The sequence below is a fragment of the Arthrobacter sp. StoSoilB5 genome, from assembly GCF_019977235.1.
Classification (GTDB): Bacteria; Actinomycetota; Actinomycetes; order Actinomycetales; family Micrococcaceae; genus Arthrobacter.
This window is the reverse complement of record NZ_AP024646.1, coordinates 962,589-977,664: the sequence shown is the minus strand read 5'-3', so window position 1 is coordinate 977,664 and position 15,076 is coordinate 962,589. Positions and strand designations below refer to the sequence as shown.

Here is a 15,076-nt window from a genome sequence, read left to right as displayed (position 1 = left end):
TTCACGATACGTCGACGAACGTTCCAGGCTCCAGCTCCGATGTCTCGGCCAAAGCAGCCCAGCCATCGCGCTGCCCCGTCACCGTCACATTAACTCGTCCTGCCGATGTGCCTTCACCGGTGTCCGATTTGGGACGTGGGACAGTCACGTATGTACCGGCATCATCCTGTTTGATGGCGGTCAGGGGAACAGCCAATGTCTCTTGTGGAGCCTCCTTCACGTTTATCGAGACAGGCTGACCGGGCTTTGGTTTGTTGGGGTCGTCCGGAACAGAGGCGATTATGTCCATTCCGGGGAGCGTCCCCTTTTCCGGATTGCCTTGGTCAAAAACCCCGATGTTCTCAATGATGCCCTTGGCGTTGTACCCTCCGGCTTCAAGCAGGACGGTCTGGCCAACCGTGAGAGCTTCCGCCTGCGTAATGGACGCCCGTCCCACAACGACGTCCGGGGCGGTTTGCACCGTAGCTACCAAGAGTTCGTCCGTCAGCACTGTTCCTGAGGCGGGGATGCTCGTCACCGACCCCTCATCACCAGGAATTTGAACAAACTCCCTCCACCGGACCATGACCTTCTTGTCGGCAGACCTTGGTGCTGACTCACCAACGTCACGGTACAAGGCTGCCACGGCTTCCTGGGTGGACTGATCAAATACTCCGGTTTTGCTGGGCCGATACCCTATGGACACAAGCCAATTCTGCAAGGCCAAGGCGTCTTGACCGTTGTCACCATCTTTCAGGTCCCGATACAGCGGCACGGAAGTCGATATGACAATGAGAGGACGCCCCGACACAGTCGCAATGATCGTTCCAGGCTTTACGCTGTCGCCAACGGCAACCAGCACGCGCGTGATGACGGCGCGTTCAGTGCCTGGGGGTACTGATGCTGCGAGCCCAACCGACGTTCCCGAGGTCAAGTTCCCCGGGACGATGAGTGTGCTTGCCAAACTTCTACGCTCCACTGTGGCGGTCACTGGGATGGGGGTGTTAATGGAGTCGAGGGCTGCCGACTGGGGCGACCTTACGTAGCTTCCGGCAAGAAAGGAACCGGCCATTGCCGCCATCACTATGGCCAAAAAGCCAATGATCCGCCGGAACCGCGGAACCCGCGGGACCTTGACTATCGCGTCCTGAACCACCGTGTCTCGATCCAAGGGCCTCAAGCGCCGCCCTTGCCGTGTTGCCGCAGAATCGTCCTCGCGTTGGCCAGGGCCTCAGTTTTCTCTTCCGCGAGCCGGTTCATGGCGGCCTGATTGGTGGCGATTAGGGCTGATTGGTACTGCGCTCGGATATCCATGATGCGTTGCATCACGTTTGTTTCCTGCTTGCAGTTCGCATCTTGTACGGCTGTCCTGATTTCGCCTTGCTTGTCCGAAGGGTATGAGGGCACCCAGGCATCGGGAGAATCCTGTCGCATTGAGATTCCGGCTTCTTTGAGGCAAGCAATCCAGTCATTCCGAGCTTCGCTCCACTCAGGATCCCGCTCAGATAATGCATTCGAGTCATTGCTAATGTTTGTTAGCAGTGAGTCTTGGCCCGCGATTCTGCTACGGAATGGAGGTATCTGACTGGCCACTGTGGAGTTATCGCATTCAAAGTACTTCTTCACGTTTGCGTCCGCTGATTCCCGCGTTTTGGAATCATAAATGCCGGGTACCGTACGGATGATTGGCTTGTCATACCCGTAATTTGCCGCAAGTTCTGGAACCCAAACCCCATATGACTGATCGGCTTTAACTGTAAGGTCACCGTGCTTCTCCGGCATGGGGACTCCAGCCTTCTTCATGCATTCTTCGATGACAAACATGTTCGCTGCCGTTATGACCATTGATTCGTCGGGCGTCGCTTCATAAGCATCCATGGGCAAAGAAATGCTCGCAGTCGCCGGATCAAGTTTTGCGTGGACACCGGAATACTTTGCACGATCCACGGAGGGCAGGGAAGCGGTATCCACTCCGTCATGCTGCGAATTGACGCTGCATCCGGCCAATGCAACTACCAACACGAGCACACCCAGTTGATACCGCGCCATTTTGCATCCCTCAACTGTTCTGTACGCTTCGATGTGTACGTTGTGTTAGGCCGAATCAGTATGCTTCGTCATGACTTGAGATGCGGTTGTCCCAGTTACCGCCACCCGGATAGGCAATGTCGGCCAGATAACTAATTGCTTGCCCCTCCTTCATGTAAAAAGAGTTGCCACCGAAGTTCAGGTGCTCGTAGAACATGACGTACCTATAGGCTGGATTCGTGGTGTATCCCACGATGTTTGACGTCGGATCGTTGGCAGCGTCACCGACGTAAGTTGCCGCATAGTTGTTAGAGTATTTCGTTCCGTTCCACACTGAACTCTGGAACAAACAAACCTTACCGTTTGCGCAGGTCTGATCGGCCCAAGCGTTTGCGGAGCCAACACCCACTCCGATTGAGACGAGAACTACCACGGCCGCTGCGGCCAGAAATTTGACAATGCTCCTCATATCACCATTCCATTTCTCTAGAATCGAATTCTGGTGACTAAGTTCATTGTCCAATCGATCGACAACGGCGCCCCCCAGCAGAACCGAAAATACCGATCTGAAGATTGAACGTCAAATGGGATGGTGATTCTCATATTCAAAGTAGAAATATTTAGAGATTTGTGAGAAATTGTGACGTTTCGGCGTCACGAAGCTCGTGGCCTCGACACCTATAAAGGGGGTTTGCGTGCCCACCAGCGAGTCGCCGCCCTGCCCTGCCCCGCCCCTACAGCCGTATCTGGTCAGCGCTCTCCAACTTGATGGCCTTGGGTTCCTTGCCGAGTTCCCGCTGGCCGCTCACCAGGCGATCCGCGTTGGCCAGCCTGGTGAGGCTCAGGCCTGTAAGGTCAGCGATCTGCCCGATGGGGACTTGGAAGGTCCGGAACGGCCCCAGGGGCGGCGGTTCGCCTTCCAGGAGCCGTTGGTCGATCGCTTTCTTCAGTTCAACTTTGCCCAGCAATGGCGATTGGTCCAGGACAAACCCGGCGGCGGCCAGCTTGGCGTCGTTGGTCCACACGGCGATTTTCCAGAATTTCCGCGGAACCTGTACTCCCCTGTACGGGAGGTCGTCATCGAGAAGAACGGGCCCGGTGAACACGGTGAGCTTGGCGTCGTGTGCATCCGCGTGGCCCAGGACGTGATCCTCGAGCCCTACCCACAGTTCCTTGCCTTGGTTGAAGTCGTCCACTTGTGGTGCGGCATTGGTAAAGGCGAACGTGTCCTGGTTGGCTTTCTTGGCCGTGGCCGGGTCGCCCCAGACAGGATCCAGGCGACGCACCAAGTGCCCGCGATCGAACGCGTTGTTTTTGTAGACGTCCGGGCCAGCCTGCTGTTCTTTGGGGATCCTGTCATCGAAATGCCAGGTCCCTTCCCGGGCTAGTGGGCTCAGTTCCCCGCCGCTGATGTTGACACCCACAATCGCCGCGAGCTTCCGGGAAGCCCGGAAGCGCACGGAAAAGTGTGTGTAGTCCAAAAGAATCGTCGTTGCCGACGGACTGGGCAGTTCAACGCGTGCCCGCAGAAAATCTTTGTCGTATCCCCCGCTCATGGATACAGCATGGCACTAGGGACCGACAGCGAACAGACTCAGCATTCGACGACGTTCACGGCCAAGCCGCCCATCGCGGTTTCCTTGTACTTGGAGGACATGTCCTTGCCCGTCTCACGCATGGTCACGATCACCTCATCCAGCGACACCCGGTGCGTCCCATCCCCCCAGAGCGCCATCTTCGCCGCGTTGATCGCCTTCGCCGCCGCGATCGCGTTCCGCTCAATACACGGAATCTGCACCAACCCACCGATCGGATCACACGTCAACCCCAGGTTGTGTTCCATCGCGATCTCCGCCGCGTTCTCCACCTGCCCCGGCGTACCACCCATCACCTCGGCCAACCCCGCAGCAGCCATCGACGACGCCGAACCCACCTCGCCCTGGCACCCGACCTCCGCACCGGAAATCGACGCCTGCTCCTTGTACAACACACCCACCGCACCCGCAGCCAGCAGGAACTTCACCACCACATCGTCCTTATCAGCCTGGGTAGCCTTGTCCATGCCCGGGGCATAATGCAACGCGTAATACAACACCGCCGGGATAATCCCCGCCGCACCATTCGTCGGCGCCGTGACCACCCGCCCACCAGTGGCGTTCTCCTCATTGACCGCCAACGCGATCAGGTTCACCCACTCCTGCCAATACTTCGGATCGTTGCGGTCCTTGTCCTCCTTCAACAACCGCTCCAGCCAGTCAGGAGCACGACGACGGACCCTCAAACCCCCGGGCAACACACCCTCACGCTTCAGGCTCGCCTCAACACACGCCTCCATCACATGCCAGATATGCAACAACCCCTCCCGGATCTCCTCCTCCGACCGGGACGCCCGCTCATTGATGAACATGATGTCGCTGATCCCCAAACCCTTCGACGCACACCGGCCCAGCAACTCAGCAGCCGTACGGAACGGCAACGGCAACTCCGCCTTCGTCTCCTCCAACTCCGCCCGCGCCGCGTCCTCCTCACCCTCACGGACAATGAACCCACCACCGACAGAGAAGAACGTCGCCTCCCGCAAGGTGTTCCCCTCAGCATCAGAGACAGCGAACTTCAGCCCGTTCGTATGCCGCGGCAACACCGTCAACGGATGCAACACCATATCCTCCACCGCATACGGCAGCTCCACGCCTTCTCCTGAGGCACCAGCCAGGTTCAGGACACCTGTCTCAGCGATCGTCGCGAGCCGCTCGTCCACCTCATCAGGCAGGATCAACTCCGGGTGGTAACCCTCAAGGCCCAACAGGGTCGCAGTCATGGTCCCGTGCCCACGGCCCGTCGCGGCCAACGAACCATACAAATCAACCCGCAACGACGCGACCGAGCCCAGGACACCGGCGTCCTTGAGCTCGCCAGCGAACACCGCAGCAGCACGCATCGGCCCCACAGTATGCGAACTCGACGGGCCAATACCCACAGTGAACAAATCGAAAACACCAACAGCCATGGTCGGGATCCCTTAACAAAGCTTGAAAACGGTCCGCCAGATGGTCCTGGCGGATGGCCTCCCCCGCTTGTGGCGAAGGTCGACCGAAGCACGACGCCGGATGGCCCCCAAAGGCGGCAACCCGGCGTCGCAATACTATTCAGTTCTACAATCCCACGCTACGCCTTGTGGGCCGGTGCTGCCTGCGAGCGTTCGGGCCCGTTGGGTCGACGTCCTCCGCGGGCTCGGTCGCTGAAGCGCCCGCTGGGCGGACGCGAAGCTCCCTTGGACGCCCGCTTCCGGACGCCAGCCCAAAGGGACCGCCGGCGAGGGCCATACCGGCGCCCAATACGGGGTCTTGCTGCACAGCATGCCGTGCGAACGGCACCCGCGGCAGCGAAACCCCGAATCGGACTCGGTCGAAGGGAGTTAGGAGAGGTCCCCGCCGTTCTTGGAGGCGTACTCCTCGGCCGAAAGCAGCGGGCCGTCGGACTCAGCCGCAACCTTGAAGAGCCAGCCGGCGCCGTAAGGATCGTTGTTGATGAGGGCCGGATCACCGACAACGGCGTCGTTGATCTCGGTGACCTCACCGGTGACGGGCGAGTACAGGTCCGAAACTGACTTGGTGGATTCAACTTCGCCACAGGTCTCACCGGCGGTCACAGTGGAACCAACCTCGGGCAGGTCGACGTACACGATGTCGCCCAGCGCGTCGGTGGCAACCTCGGAGATGCCAACAGACACCAGGTTCCCCTCGCCGCGGGAGACCCACTCGTGCTCGTCGGAGTACTGAAGTTCGGGCGCTACTTTGGGCATTCTGTTTTCCTTACTGTGGTTGATCAAAAACTATGGCTGGGTGGATGCTGCATCGGATCACCCCCGGCAGGTTGCAACTCCCCCAGCATTCAGCAGTTCGAGGGGCGCCAGAGTGGCCGCGCGTCCTGGTGAGGTGCGCGGCCCCTGCGGGCCCGGCCTCCGGCAGATGCGTCCAAGGGAGCATCGCGTCCGCTCAGCGGGCGCACATGCGACCGAGCCCGCGGAGGATGTCGGTCCCAAAGGACCCGCAACTTACTTTTGGCGCTTGTAGAACGGCAGCGCGACAACCTCGAACGGCTCGCTCTTACCCCGCAGGTCAATATCCAGCGCTGTGCCGAGCTCCGTGTGCTCAACGTCGACGTACGCCAACGCTACCGGGTAGCCCAACGTTGGGCTGGGCTGGCCGGAGGTGACTTCGCCAACTACTGAACCGTCCTTGAGGACCGGGTAGTGGCCGCGACCGGCACGGCGTCCGAGGCCTTTGAGGCCCACGAGCTTGCGTCCGCTGGTGGAGCCTGCACCGTCTGCCTTAAGTGCCGCGAGTGCTTCCTTGCCGACGAAGTCGCCTTCCTTCGAAAGCGCCACGACGGGTCCGAGCCCTGCGGCGAACGGGTTTCCTTCTCGGGAGAGTTCGTTGCCATAGAGTGGCATGCCGGCTTCGAGGCGCAAGGAGTCGCGGGAAGCGAGGCCAGCGGGAGTGAGCTCGCCTTCTTCCGCGGCGTCGGCGATGGCCTGCCACAATGCAGCAGCGGACTCGTTGGCGATGAAGATCTCGAAGCCGTCTTCGCCCGTGTATCCGGTGCGGGCGAGCAGCAGTTCCTGAGTACCGCCGTCGAACGTGAACGGGACCTCAACAGCCGCGTAGTACTTCAGTTCGGTGACCAGCCCGTGCTGGTCGGCGGGGACCAAACGGAGGAGGATGGCTTCCGCACGAGGACCCTGGACCGCGATGAGGGAGGTCTCGGCGGAGGCGTCCTGGACGGTGACGTCGAAGTTCGCGGCACGCTCCAACAGAGCGTCAGCCACTACCTTCGCGTTACCCGCGTTCGGCACAACGAGGAACTTGTCTGCGCCTTCTTCGGTAGATGGGCGGCGGTAGGTGATGAGGTCGTCGATGATGCCGCCGTCTTCCTGGCAGATCAGCGAGTACTTGGCCTTCCCCTCGGCCATGGCGGAGATTTTGCCCACCAGGGCGTAGTCCAGGAACGCAGCAGCGTCGGGGCCGCTGACCCAGACTTCACCCATGTGGGAGAGGTCGAAGAGACCGGCGGACGTGCGGACGGCGTGGTGCTCTGCCAACTCGGAGGAATACTTGAGCGGCATCTGCCAGCCACCGAAGTCGGTGAAGGACGCGCCGAGCTTCTTGTGCTCTTCGTAGAGCGCGGTGTAGTTCTCAGTCATTTCGGGACCGTCCTAGTTCTCGAAGTCTTCGATCGGCGGGCAGGAGCAAACCAGGTTGCGGTCTCCGGCTGCGCCGTCAATGCGACCGACAGGCGGGAAGTACTTGTCCTGCTTGAGGTGGTGGACGGGGAACGCGGCCTGCTCGCGCGGGTACGCGCGGTCCCAGTCAGAACTTACGACGGCGGCAGCCGTGTGCGGTGCCTTCCGCAGCGGCGAGTTCTCAACAGTGAAATCGCCGTGGGCAACCTGGTCGATTTCCTTGCGGATAGTGATCATGGCTTCGATGAAGCGGTCGATCTCGACGAGGTCCTCGGACTCGGTGGGCTCCACCATGAGCGTGCCGGCAACCGGGAACGCGAGTGTGGGTGCGTGGAAGCCGAAGTCGATCAGGCGCTTGGCAACATCTTCAGCGGTGACGCCGGTCTTGGCCGTCAGTTCGCGGAGGTCCAGGATGCATTCGTGGGCAACAAGTCCGCCCTCGCCGGTGTAGAGAACCGGGAAGTGCTCGTTGAGGCGGGAAGCGATGTAGTTCGCAGCCAGCAGCGCGGACTTGGTGGCTTCCGTGAGCCCCTGGCCGCCCATGAGCTTCACGTAAGCCCAGGAAATCGGGAGCACACCGGCCGAACCGAAACGGGAGGCCGAAATCGGGACGTCGTTGCCTTCGGTCCACGACGCAGCGTCACCAGGCATGAACGGCGCCAGGTGTGCCTTGGCCGCGACCGGGCCAACACCCGGTCCGCCACCGCCGTGCGGGATGCAGAAAGTCTTGTGCAGGTTCAGGTGCGAGACGTCGCCGCCAAACTTGCCCGGCTGGGCGAGCCCAACCAGCGCGTTGAGGTTTGCACCGTCGATGTAAACCTGTCCGCCGGCCTCGTGGACCGCATCGCAGACTTCGCGGACGTCGGCGTCGTATACACCATGCGTCGACGGGTAGGTGATCATGATCGCCGAGAGGACGTCCCTGTTGGCCTCGATCTTGGCCTTGAGGTCATCGTGGTCGATAGTGCCGTCAGCAGCCGTCGCCACCACCACGACCTTCATGCCGGCCAGCACGGCCGAGGCCGCGTTGGTGCCGTGGGCCGAGGCCGGAATGAGGCAAACGTTACGCTGCTGGTCGCCGCGGGAATGATGGTAGCCGCGGATCGCGAGCAGGCCGGCAAGCTCGCCCTGGGAACCGGCGTTCGGCTGGATGGAGACTTGGTCGTAACCCGTGATCTCGGTCAACTGCGACTCAAGATCAGCGATCAATTCACGCCAGCCCGCGGTCTGGGAGTCCGGTGCGAACGGGTGGATGGAGGCGAACTCGGGCCAGGAAATGGCTTCCATCTCGGCCGTGGCGTTCAACTTCATGGTGCAGGATCCGAGGGGGATCATGGTGCGGTCCAGCGCGAGGTCCCGATCCGAGAGCTTACGGATGTAGCGGAGCAGCTGAGTTTCGGAACGGTGCGTGTTGAAGACGGGGTGCTGCATGAAATCGCTCGTACGCTCAACGGAAGATTCCAGCGCGAAACCTTCGGCTGATTCAAGCACCGAAGCGTCGAAGACTTCCAGGAGACGGCTGACAATCTCTGAGGTAGTGGTTTCGTCAACAGAGATGCCCACCAGATCAGCGTCAATGCCACGCAGGTTGATGCCCTTGGCCTCGGCGGCAGCGACGACGTCGCCTGCCTTGCCGGGGACGCGAACGGTGATGGTGTCGAAGAAGGAACCGTGCAGGACCTCGACGCCGGCGGCCTTTAGGGAAGCGGCCAGCGTGCGGGCATGGCCGTGTGCGGTTTCGGCGATGGCCTTGAGGCCTTCGGGGCCGTGGTAGACGGCGTACATCGAGGCCACGATGGCAAGCAGTGCCTGCGCGGTACAGATGTTGGACGTCGCCTTTTCGCGGCGGATGTGCTGCTCGCGGGTCTGCAGCGCCAAGCGGTAGGCGGGGACACCGGCGTCGTCCTTGGAAACGCCCACCAGACGGCCGGGCATGGAACGCTCAAGGCCCTTCTGGACAGCCATGTAGGCGGCGTGCGGGCCGCCGAAGAAGAGCGGCACGCCCAAGCGCTGGGCGGAGCCGACGGCGATATCGGCGCCTTGCTCGCCCGGGGGCGTGATGAGGGTCAGCGAGAGGAGGTCTGCTGCCACAGTGACCAGTGCACCGCGTTCCTTGGCCTCGGCGATCACGGAGGAGTGGTCGAAGACGCGGCCGGAAACACCGGGCTGCTGCAGGACGACGCCGTTGATGTCGCCGTCGGGCAGGCCCTTGGAAAGGTCAGCGACCTCAACCTCGAAGCCGAGCGCCTCGGCACGGCCCTTCACGATCGCGATGGTCTGCGGCAGGCAGTCGGCGTCAAGGACGGTCTTGCCGTCGTGGGCGGCCTTATTCTTGTTGGCGCGGCGCATCATCAGGACGGCTTCTGCCACTGCAGTGGCTTCGTCCAGAAGCGAAGCGTTGGCGATCGGGAGTCCCACCAGGTCCTGCACCATGGTCTGGAAGTTCAGGAGCGCTTCAAGGCGGCCCTGGGAGATTTCCGGCTGGTAGGGCGTGTACGCGGTGTACCAGGCCGGGGACTCAAGGATGTTGCGGCGGATGACCGGTGGCGTGACGGTGTCGTAGTAGCCCTGCCCGATCATCTGGACGGCCGTCTTGTTCTTCGAGGCAAGCTTGCGCAGCTCAGCCAGGACCTCGACTTCGCTCAGCGCGTTCTGGAGGGTAAGGGCAACGTCCTGGCGGATGTCGTTGGGAACCGCGGTGTCTACCAGTGAGTCGACGGTGTCGTAGCCGACCGACTTGAGCATGGTCTCGATGTCAGCTTGGCGGCGGGCGCCAATATGCCGATCGACGAAGGTGGTGGAGGCAGAACTAACCGTCACGAAGGAACTCCATTACTTGGGCGGCGTTTGGGTACGCCACAGTGGCTCGGGTTCCTCCCCGCTCTGTATTGGACCTGAGAGTTTCCGCGCTGCCATGTTTGCATGACACATCGCTTGCACCGTCGGTGAGCACAGCTGCCCGCACGCCGATGGCGTCCGAGATTAGCCTGCTACTTTCCAGAGTTGCCTCGCCGCGGCGGTGCGTGGGCCTGAGAGATTCCTGGGGAGGGTTTGCTCCTACGGCGCCCGCATCACTTGCTTGCAGGACTCTCCCGCCGCAGATCAAAGGCATATTCAATTTTTTGCGTGCCCCTTGTGAAGACGCACCACAAGGCTCAATTGTCCTACGTTGTGGGCGTCGCCGCAAATGGATGGCCCGCTACTTGCGGAGCCGGTCCAGCACGCCCAGCAGGATCTCGACGTCGGCCTCCCGCCCGGCGTTGCCGCTTTCCTGGCCGCCCTCGAACATGGCGTTGAAATACAGGCCGTCGCCCATGTAGCTGACGGCTTTCGCTACCTCCGGGCCAACGTCCTCAGCCAGGACGTCCAGCCACTGTTGTTGAATACCGGCGAACTTGCGGCGGGTCTCTTCATGGGCCACTTCGGCCAGTCTTGTGGCAGCGACGAAAGCCCTATCCATGGGGGTTCCTGCCCACAGGGAGGTACGGATGAAGTACGCGGCCGAGCCATCCGGCGCAGCCTTCATGTGTTCGATGTCTTCCTGAGCCAACTGGTCCAGGCGCTCAAGCAGGGCGCTGATCAGCGATTCCTTATTGGGGAAGTGATAAAGCAGCCCACCCTTGGAGACGCCCGCCCGCTTGGCAACGGCATCGAGGGTGGCGGCCCGCTCCCCCACCTCGATGAGGAGGGCTTCGTAGGCATCCAGGACTGCATCCCGGGCAACTGGTTTTCGTGGCATGTATACATCATTCCCTACGGGATTGTTGGCGCTTAATTTGAAACTATACCGTCTGGACGGTACAGTAAGTGTCATGTTCACGCCGTCCTCGACCCCTGCTCCCCGATCCGCCCGTCCCGTCATGGATGGAGGCGCACCGTGGCGCGATTGGACGGCCCTGGCACTCCTGATGTTCCCGGTGCTGCTGGTGGCCGTCGACAACACCGCGCTCACGTTCGCCCTGCCCGAAATTGCCCGCTCCCTGGATGTGGGCGGCGTGCAACTCCTGTGGATCATTGACGCGTACCCGCTGGTGTTGGCGGCATTGCTGGTTTCCATGGGCAACCTGGGTGACAGGATCGGACGACGGCGGCTGCTGCTGATCGGCAGCACAGGCTTCGCGGCGGTTTCGGCTGCTACGGCTTTCGCGCCGTCCGCAGAGTGGCTGATTGCCGGACGCGCCGCACTTGGCGTCTTTGGCGCCATGCTCATGCCCTCAACGCTGTCCCTGATCCGGAACATCTTCGTCGACCCGAACCGTCGTCGGCTTGCGATTGCAGTGTGGGCTGCCGGTTTCTCGGGCGGCGCCGCCCTTGGCCCGATCTTTGGTGGCTGGCTGGTTGAGCACTTCTGGTGGGGTGCCGTCTTCCTGGTGGCGACATTCCTGCTCCTGCCGCTCCTGGCAGTCGGCCGCGTCCTGATTCCGGAATCCAAGGACGCCAATCCGGGCCGGGTGGACGTGCCGAGCATTGCCCTGTCCATGTTCGCCATGGCCCCGTTTGTCTACGGCATCAAGGAATTTGCGGTTCATGGGTTCGGAGCAACGGCTGCGGCGTTCATGGTCTTCGGCCTGGTGATGGGCACCCTGTTTGTCCGTCGCCAGCAGCGGATCGAGAGCCCGATGCTGGATGTCCGCCTGTTCGGCAACAAAGTGTTCAGCACGGCGATCGTGGCCAACGTCCTGTCCCTGTTTTCCATGACGGGCTTCATCTACTTCTTCGCCCAGCACCTGCAGTTGGTCGAGGGCCAATCACCCATGGAAGCGGGCATCGCAATGATTCCAGCGCTCCTGGCAACCATCATCGCAGGCCTGTTGGTGGTCCCGCTGGTAAAGCGCGTCCGACCCGGATTCGTGGTGGCTGGCGGACTTACCCTCAGCGCCACGGGCTACCTGGTGGTGGCTGTGGGTGACCACGGCAGCGGACCTGTATTCCTCCTGTCAGCTTTGACGATCCTGGCCGTTGGTGTGGGCGCAGCAGAGACCATCTCCAACGACCTCATCCTCGGCTCAGTGCCGGCCGACAAATCCGGAGCGGCTTCCGCAATCTCCGAAACCGGCTACGAACTGGGTTCGCTCCTGGGAACCGCCGTGCTGGGCTCCATCCTCACGGCCTCCTACCAGCACAACCTCGTCATCCCGGACGGCGTGTCCACGCAGGCGGCCGGGAAATCGGGTGAAACCCTGGCTGGCGCCGTGGATGCCGCCGCTGCACTACCCGCTCCGCTATCGGATGCTCTGACAGCCGCCGCCCGGATAGCCTTCGAGTCCGGCGTCCACATCACTGCGGCGATTGGGCTGGTACTAATGGCCGGAGCGGCAGTGCTTGCCGCCGTCGTACTCCGCAGGGTGCCTAAGGCGCAGTAGGCTGCCTTCGCGCCTGACGGGGTAAATGCCACGCAGACGAGCCCTCACAAGCCCTCCGTTGGAGCAGCTTTCTTGTCCACGCCCGCCGCCAGCCGGTCGATCCGTTCCAAGGCATCACTCAGCCGGCTGACGGTGTCCCACAATTCGCGATGCTGCTCCCGGACCTCCTCCAGCGCGGCACCTGCTGAGGTGAGGGAAGCGAGATCGAAACTGACATTGGTGCGGGCCCCTGCTATCGCGGCCCTGAGGGCTCCGAAGGCAACCACCACGTCGGCTATGAGCGCAGGATTGCCGTTTGTTGCCAGCCATCCCAGGTCCTCGATGGCGTCGATGGCCCGTCCGCCCAGCACGGCAGACGCTTTTGCGGCATCGACGGATGCCCGGTGAATCGCGTCTTCGCGTTCCGGGCCCGGATCCAGCCGGAACGCGGCCCCGAAAGCCTTGGAAGCCGCGGCATCATCATCGGCCAATTGCAGCGCCGTTTTGCGCAGGGCCCGGGCTCTGGCATGGATGCTTTCCAGCTGTTCGGAGTCTTCAGCGTCCGTGTAGCCAGCCACCATTGAGGTGAGGGACGCGGCAATGGCCAGCATCACGCCGGTTCCCGCGCCTCCCCCCGGCGACCCGCTGGACTCAGCCAATGCCCTGGTCCAATCTTCAACCGTGGAGCGATGTGTAGTGACCTCTTGGGAAGATTCCATGCCACCAAGTTTGCCTCGTAGCGCAAGGCTGCGCGCCAACCCCGCCGATGCCGGGATCGATACACTGGCCACACCCTCGACGTCGCATGGTAAGGATGATCCCTCATGAGCATTGACCTTGAAGAGCTCTACCGTGACCTCCACGCCAACCCTGAGCTTTCCTTCCAAGAGGTCAGGACAGCCGGGATCATCAGCGGACACCTTGAGGACTTGGGACTGCTGGTACACCGCAACGTCGGGAAGACGGGGGTCGTGGGGGTCCTTGACAACGGTCCCGGCCCCGTCGTCATGCTGCGTGCCGACATGGACGCGTTGCCGGTCAAGGAAGCCACGGGATTGCACTACGCCAGCACGGCAGTCGGCGTCGACCACGAAGGCCGCGAAGTGCCCGTGATGCACGCTTGTGGTCACGATGTCCACGTCAGCTGCCTGCTCGGAGCAGTGGAAACGCTGGCCACAGGGCGCGAAGATTGGCAGGGAACCCTGGTGGCGGTGTTCCAGCCCGCCGAAGAATGGGGCGGCGGGGCGCAGGCCATGGTTGCCAACGGACTCTTTGACCTGGTCCCCAAACCGGACGTGGTCCTGGGCCAGCACGTGGCCCCCTTTCCCGCGGGATGGTTCGGCGTGCGTCCCGGCGTCGCCATGGCCTCCGCCGACTCCCTGAACGTGACTTTGCATGGGCGCGGCGGCCACGGTTCCCGGCCTGAAACCACCATTGATCCAGTGCTCATGGCGGCGGCAACCACCATGCGCCTGCAGGGAGTGGTGTCCCGCGAACTCGCCGCCAGCGATTCTGCGGTAGTCACCGTTGGGCAAATCCATTCGGGAACAAAGAACAACATCATTCCCGAGACCGCAACCCTTGGCCTCAGCATCCGGTCCTTCAGCGAGCCCACGCGGGAGAAAGTCCTGAACTCGATCGAGCGCATCGTTCGAAGCGAAGCTGCCGCCTCAGGCTCCCTCAAGGAACCCGACTTCCACTATGAGGAGCGCTTCCCGCTGACGGTCAATGATGAATCAGCCGCGGGACGGGTTGGATCCGCGTTCCGGGCAAAGTTTGGCGAAAACAAGGTCATCGACCCGGGTCCCGTATCCGGCAGCGAGGACGTCGGTGAGCTTGCCACAGCCGCGGGCGCGCCCCTGGTCTTCTGGTTCCTCGGCGGGATCGATGCGGCGCATTTCAAGGACTGGGCCAAAACCGGCCGACTCCCGGACGACGTGCCGTCCAACCATTCACCGTATTTCGCCCCCATCATCCAGCCGACGCTAGCCCTTGGCACGGAAGCACTGGTCACTGCGGCCCGCGAATTCCTGGACGCTCCGAAGTAGGCAGCAGGAAGCCCCGCCTAACGGACAATTCACCGCTGCGCGCGGTGGTGAAATGCCCGTTAAGCGGGGTCCCTGCTAGACCGATGCCTAGACCTTCTCGCGGATGCGGTCGATCTTCGGTTCTGAAACCTCAAATTCCCTGCGACGGCGGGCCAGGAAAGTCCACAAGGTTCCTTCTGTCTGCGGACGCTTCTCGGCAGGGGCCTCAGGTGCCTGATCCTTGCTTGTCTCAGGCTTGTGCATCTCTGGCGTGCGCGCGGAGTCCTTCTTCGTGCGCCTCTCATAACCCTCATAGTACGAGTAGCACATACCCAACCTCCTTTGTGGTTGTCCTTTAATCGTCCTCGCACACGGGCCGGAAGTCGACTGCTATTTGGTACCCCCTTGCATCCAGCCGTGACTACCGCCATACTAAATGAACGCTATTCATTTAGTGA

13 protein-coding genes and 1 riboswitch are annotated in these 15,076 nt (G+C 61.9%); of the genes, 2 read left to right on the top strand and 11 right to left on the bottom strand.

The features are described from left to right. Nucleotide 1: 1 nt before the first annotated feature. The 9 genes from LDN75_RS04620 to LDN75_RS04580 all read right to left on the bottom strand — a co-directional run bounded on the left by LDN75_RS04620 (nt 2) and on the right by LDN75_RS04580 (nt 10,988). Complete coding sequence (locus tag LDN75_RS04620) at nt 2–943, bottom strand: peptidoglycan-binding protein (protein ID WP_223935994.1); 942 nt, start codon at nt 941–943, stop codon at nt 2–4. 212 nt (nt 944–1,155) lie between these two features. Next, a complete protein-coding gene (locus LDN75_RS04615; protein WP_223935993.1) occupies nt 1,156–2,028 on the bottom strand; it encodes a hypothetical protein in 873 nt (290 codons plus the stop codon). 55 nt (nt 2,029–2,083) lie between these two features. Beyond that, nucleotides 2,084–2,476, bottom strand: coding sequence for a hypothetical protein (locus tag LDN75_RS04610; protein WP_223935992.1), 393 nt, complete (start codon nt 2,474–2,476; stop codon nt 2,084–2,086). A 265-nt stretch (nt 2,477–2,741) separates the two neighbouring features. Beyond that, entirely contained in the window at nt 2,742–3,563 is an 822-nt protein-coding gene (locus LDN75_RS04605; protein ID WP_223935991.1) for a DNA/RNA non-specific endonuclease, read from the bottom strand. A gap of 38 nt (nt 3,564–3,601) precedes the next feature. Then, nucleotides 3,602–5,014 carry an L-serine ammonia-lyase gene (locus LDN75_RS04600; RefSeq protein ID WP_223935008.1) on the bottom strand — a complete coding sequence of 471 codons (1,413 nt, stop codon included), beginning with the start codon at nt 5,012–5,014 and terminating at the stop codon, nt 3,602–3,604. Nucleotides 5,015–5,422: 408 nt separating this feature from the next. Further along, nucleotides 5,423–5,809 (bottom strand): glycine cleavage system protein GcvH, encoded by a 387-nt coding sequence (gene gcvH / locus LDN75_RS04595; RefSeq protein ID WP_223935990.1) that lies wholly within the window; start codon nt 5,807–5,809, stop codon nt 5,423–5,425. Nucleotides 5,810–6,061: 252 nt separating this feature from the next. Next, nucleotides 6,062–7,210: a glycine cleavage system aminomethyltransferase GcvT gene (gcvT, locus tag LDN75_RS04590; protein WP_223935989.1), complete on the bottom strand. Its 1,149-nt coding sequence runs from the start codon at nt 7,208–7,210 to the stop codon at nt 6,062–6,064. Nucleotides 7,211–7,222: 12 nt separating this feature from the next. Further along, on the bottom strand, nt 7,223–10,069 hold the full coding sequence (gene gcvP / locus LDN75_RS04585) for an aminomethyl-transferring glycine dehydrogenase (protein WP_223935988.1): 2,847 nt from the start codon (nt 10,067–10,069) through the stop codon (nt 7,223–7,225). A 187-nt stretch (nt 10,070–10,256) separates the two neighbouring features. Then, nucleotides 10,257–10,354, bottom strand: a riboswitch (glycine riboswitch). 94 nt (nt 10,355–10,448) lie between these two features. Next, nucleotides 10,449–10,988 carry a TetR/AcrR family transcriptional regulator gene (locus tag LDN75_RS04580; protein ID WP_223935987.1) on the bottom strand — a complete coding sequence of 180 codons (540 nt, stop codon included), beginning with the start codon at nt 10,986–10,988 and terminating at the stop codon, nt 10,449–10,451. Nucleotides 10,989–11,061: 73 nt separating this feature from the next. On the opposite strand from LDN75_RS04580, the gene LDN75_RS04575 reads away from it, so the two are divergent. Then, on the top strand, nt 11,062–12,612 hold the full coding sequence (locus LDN75_RS04575) for an MFS transporter (protein WP_223935986.1): 1,551 nt from the start codon (nt 11,062–11,064) through the stop codon (nt 12,610–12,612). Nucleotides 12,613–12,656: 44 nt separating this feature from the next. Here LDN75_RS04575 and LDN75_RS04570 read toward each other — a convergent pair whose 3' ends face one another. After that, the gene (locus LDN75_RS04570; RefSeq protein ID WP_223935985.1) at nt 12,657–13,310 is read right to left on the bottom strand and encodes a cyclodeaminase/cyclohydrolase family protein; all 654 of its coding nucleotides are present in this window, start codon (nt 13,308–13,310) and stop codon (nt 12,657–12,659) included. A 105-nt stretch (nt 13,311–13,415) separates the two neighbouring features. On the opposite strand from LDN75_RS04570, the gene LDN75_RS04565 reads away from it, so the two are divergent. Further along, nucleotides 13,416–14,639, top strand: coding sequence for an amidohydrolase (locus tag LDN75_RS04565; RefSeq protein WP_223935984.1), 1,224 nt, complete (start codon nt 13,416–13,418; stop codon nt 14,637–14,639). A gap of 87 nt (nt 14,640–14,726) precedes the next feature. Here LDN75_RS04565 and LDN75_RS04560 read toward each other — a convergent pair whose 3' ends face one another. Continuing rightward, on the bottom strand, nt 14,727–14,948 hold the full coding sequence (locus LDN75_RS04560; RefSeq protein WP_223935983.1) for a hypothetical protein: 222 nt from the start codon (nt 14,946–14,948) through the stop codon (nt 14,727–14,729). Between the last annotated feature and the right edge of the window lie 128 nt (nt 14,949–15,076).

Coding starts and splice junctions, on each gene's coding strand:
- LDN75_RS04565 (WP_223935984.1), top strand. CDS start 13,416: ATGAGCATTGACCTTGAAGAGCTCTACCGTGACCTCCACGCCAACCCT.
- LDN75_RS04600 (WP_223935008.1), bottom strand. CDS start 5,014: ATGGCTGTTGGTGTTTTCGATTTGTTCACTGTGGGTATTGGCCCGTCG.
- LDN75_RS04615 (WP_223935993.1), bottom strand. CDS start 2,028: ATGGCGCGGTATCAACTGGGTGTGCTCGTGTTGGTAGTTGCATTGGCC.
- LDN75_RS04605 (WP_223935991.1), bottom strand. CDS start 3,563: ATGAGCGGGGGATACGACAAAGATTTTCTGCGGGCACGCGTTGAACTG.
- LDN75_RS04560 (WP_223935983.1), bottom strand. CDS start 14,948: ATGTGCTACTCGTACTATGAGGGTTATGAGAGGCGCACGAAGAAGGAC.
- LDN75_RS04575 (WP_223935986.1), top strand. CDS start 11,062: ATGTTCACGCCGTCCTCGACCCCTGCTCCCCGATCCGCCCGTCCCGTC.
- LDN75_RS04570 (WP_223935985.1), bottom strand. CDS start 13,310: ATGGAATCTTCCCAAGAGGTCACTACACATCGCTCCACGGTTGAAGAT.
- gcvH (WP_223935990.1), bottom strand. CDS start 5,809: ATGCCCAAAGTAGCGCCCGAACTTCAGTACTCCGACGAGCACGAGTGG.
- gcvT (WP_223935989.1), bottom strand. CDS start 7,210: ATGACTGAGAACTACACCGCGCTCTACGAAGAGCACAAGAAGCTCGGC.
- LDN75_RS04610 (WP_223935992.1), bottom strand. CDS start 2,476: ATGAGGAGCATTGTCAAATTTCTGGCCGCAGCGGCCGTGGTAGTTCTC.
- LDN75_RS04580 (WP_223935987.1), bottom strand. CDS start 10,988: ATGCCACGAAAACCAGTTGCCCGGGATGCAGTCCTGGATGCCTACGAA.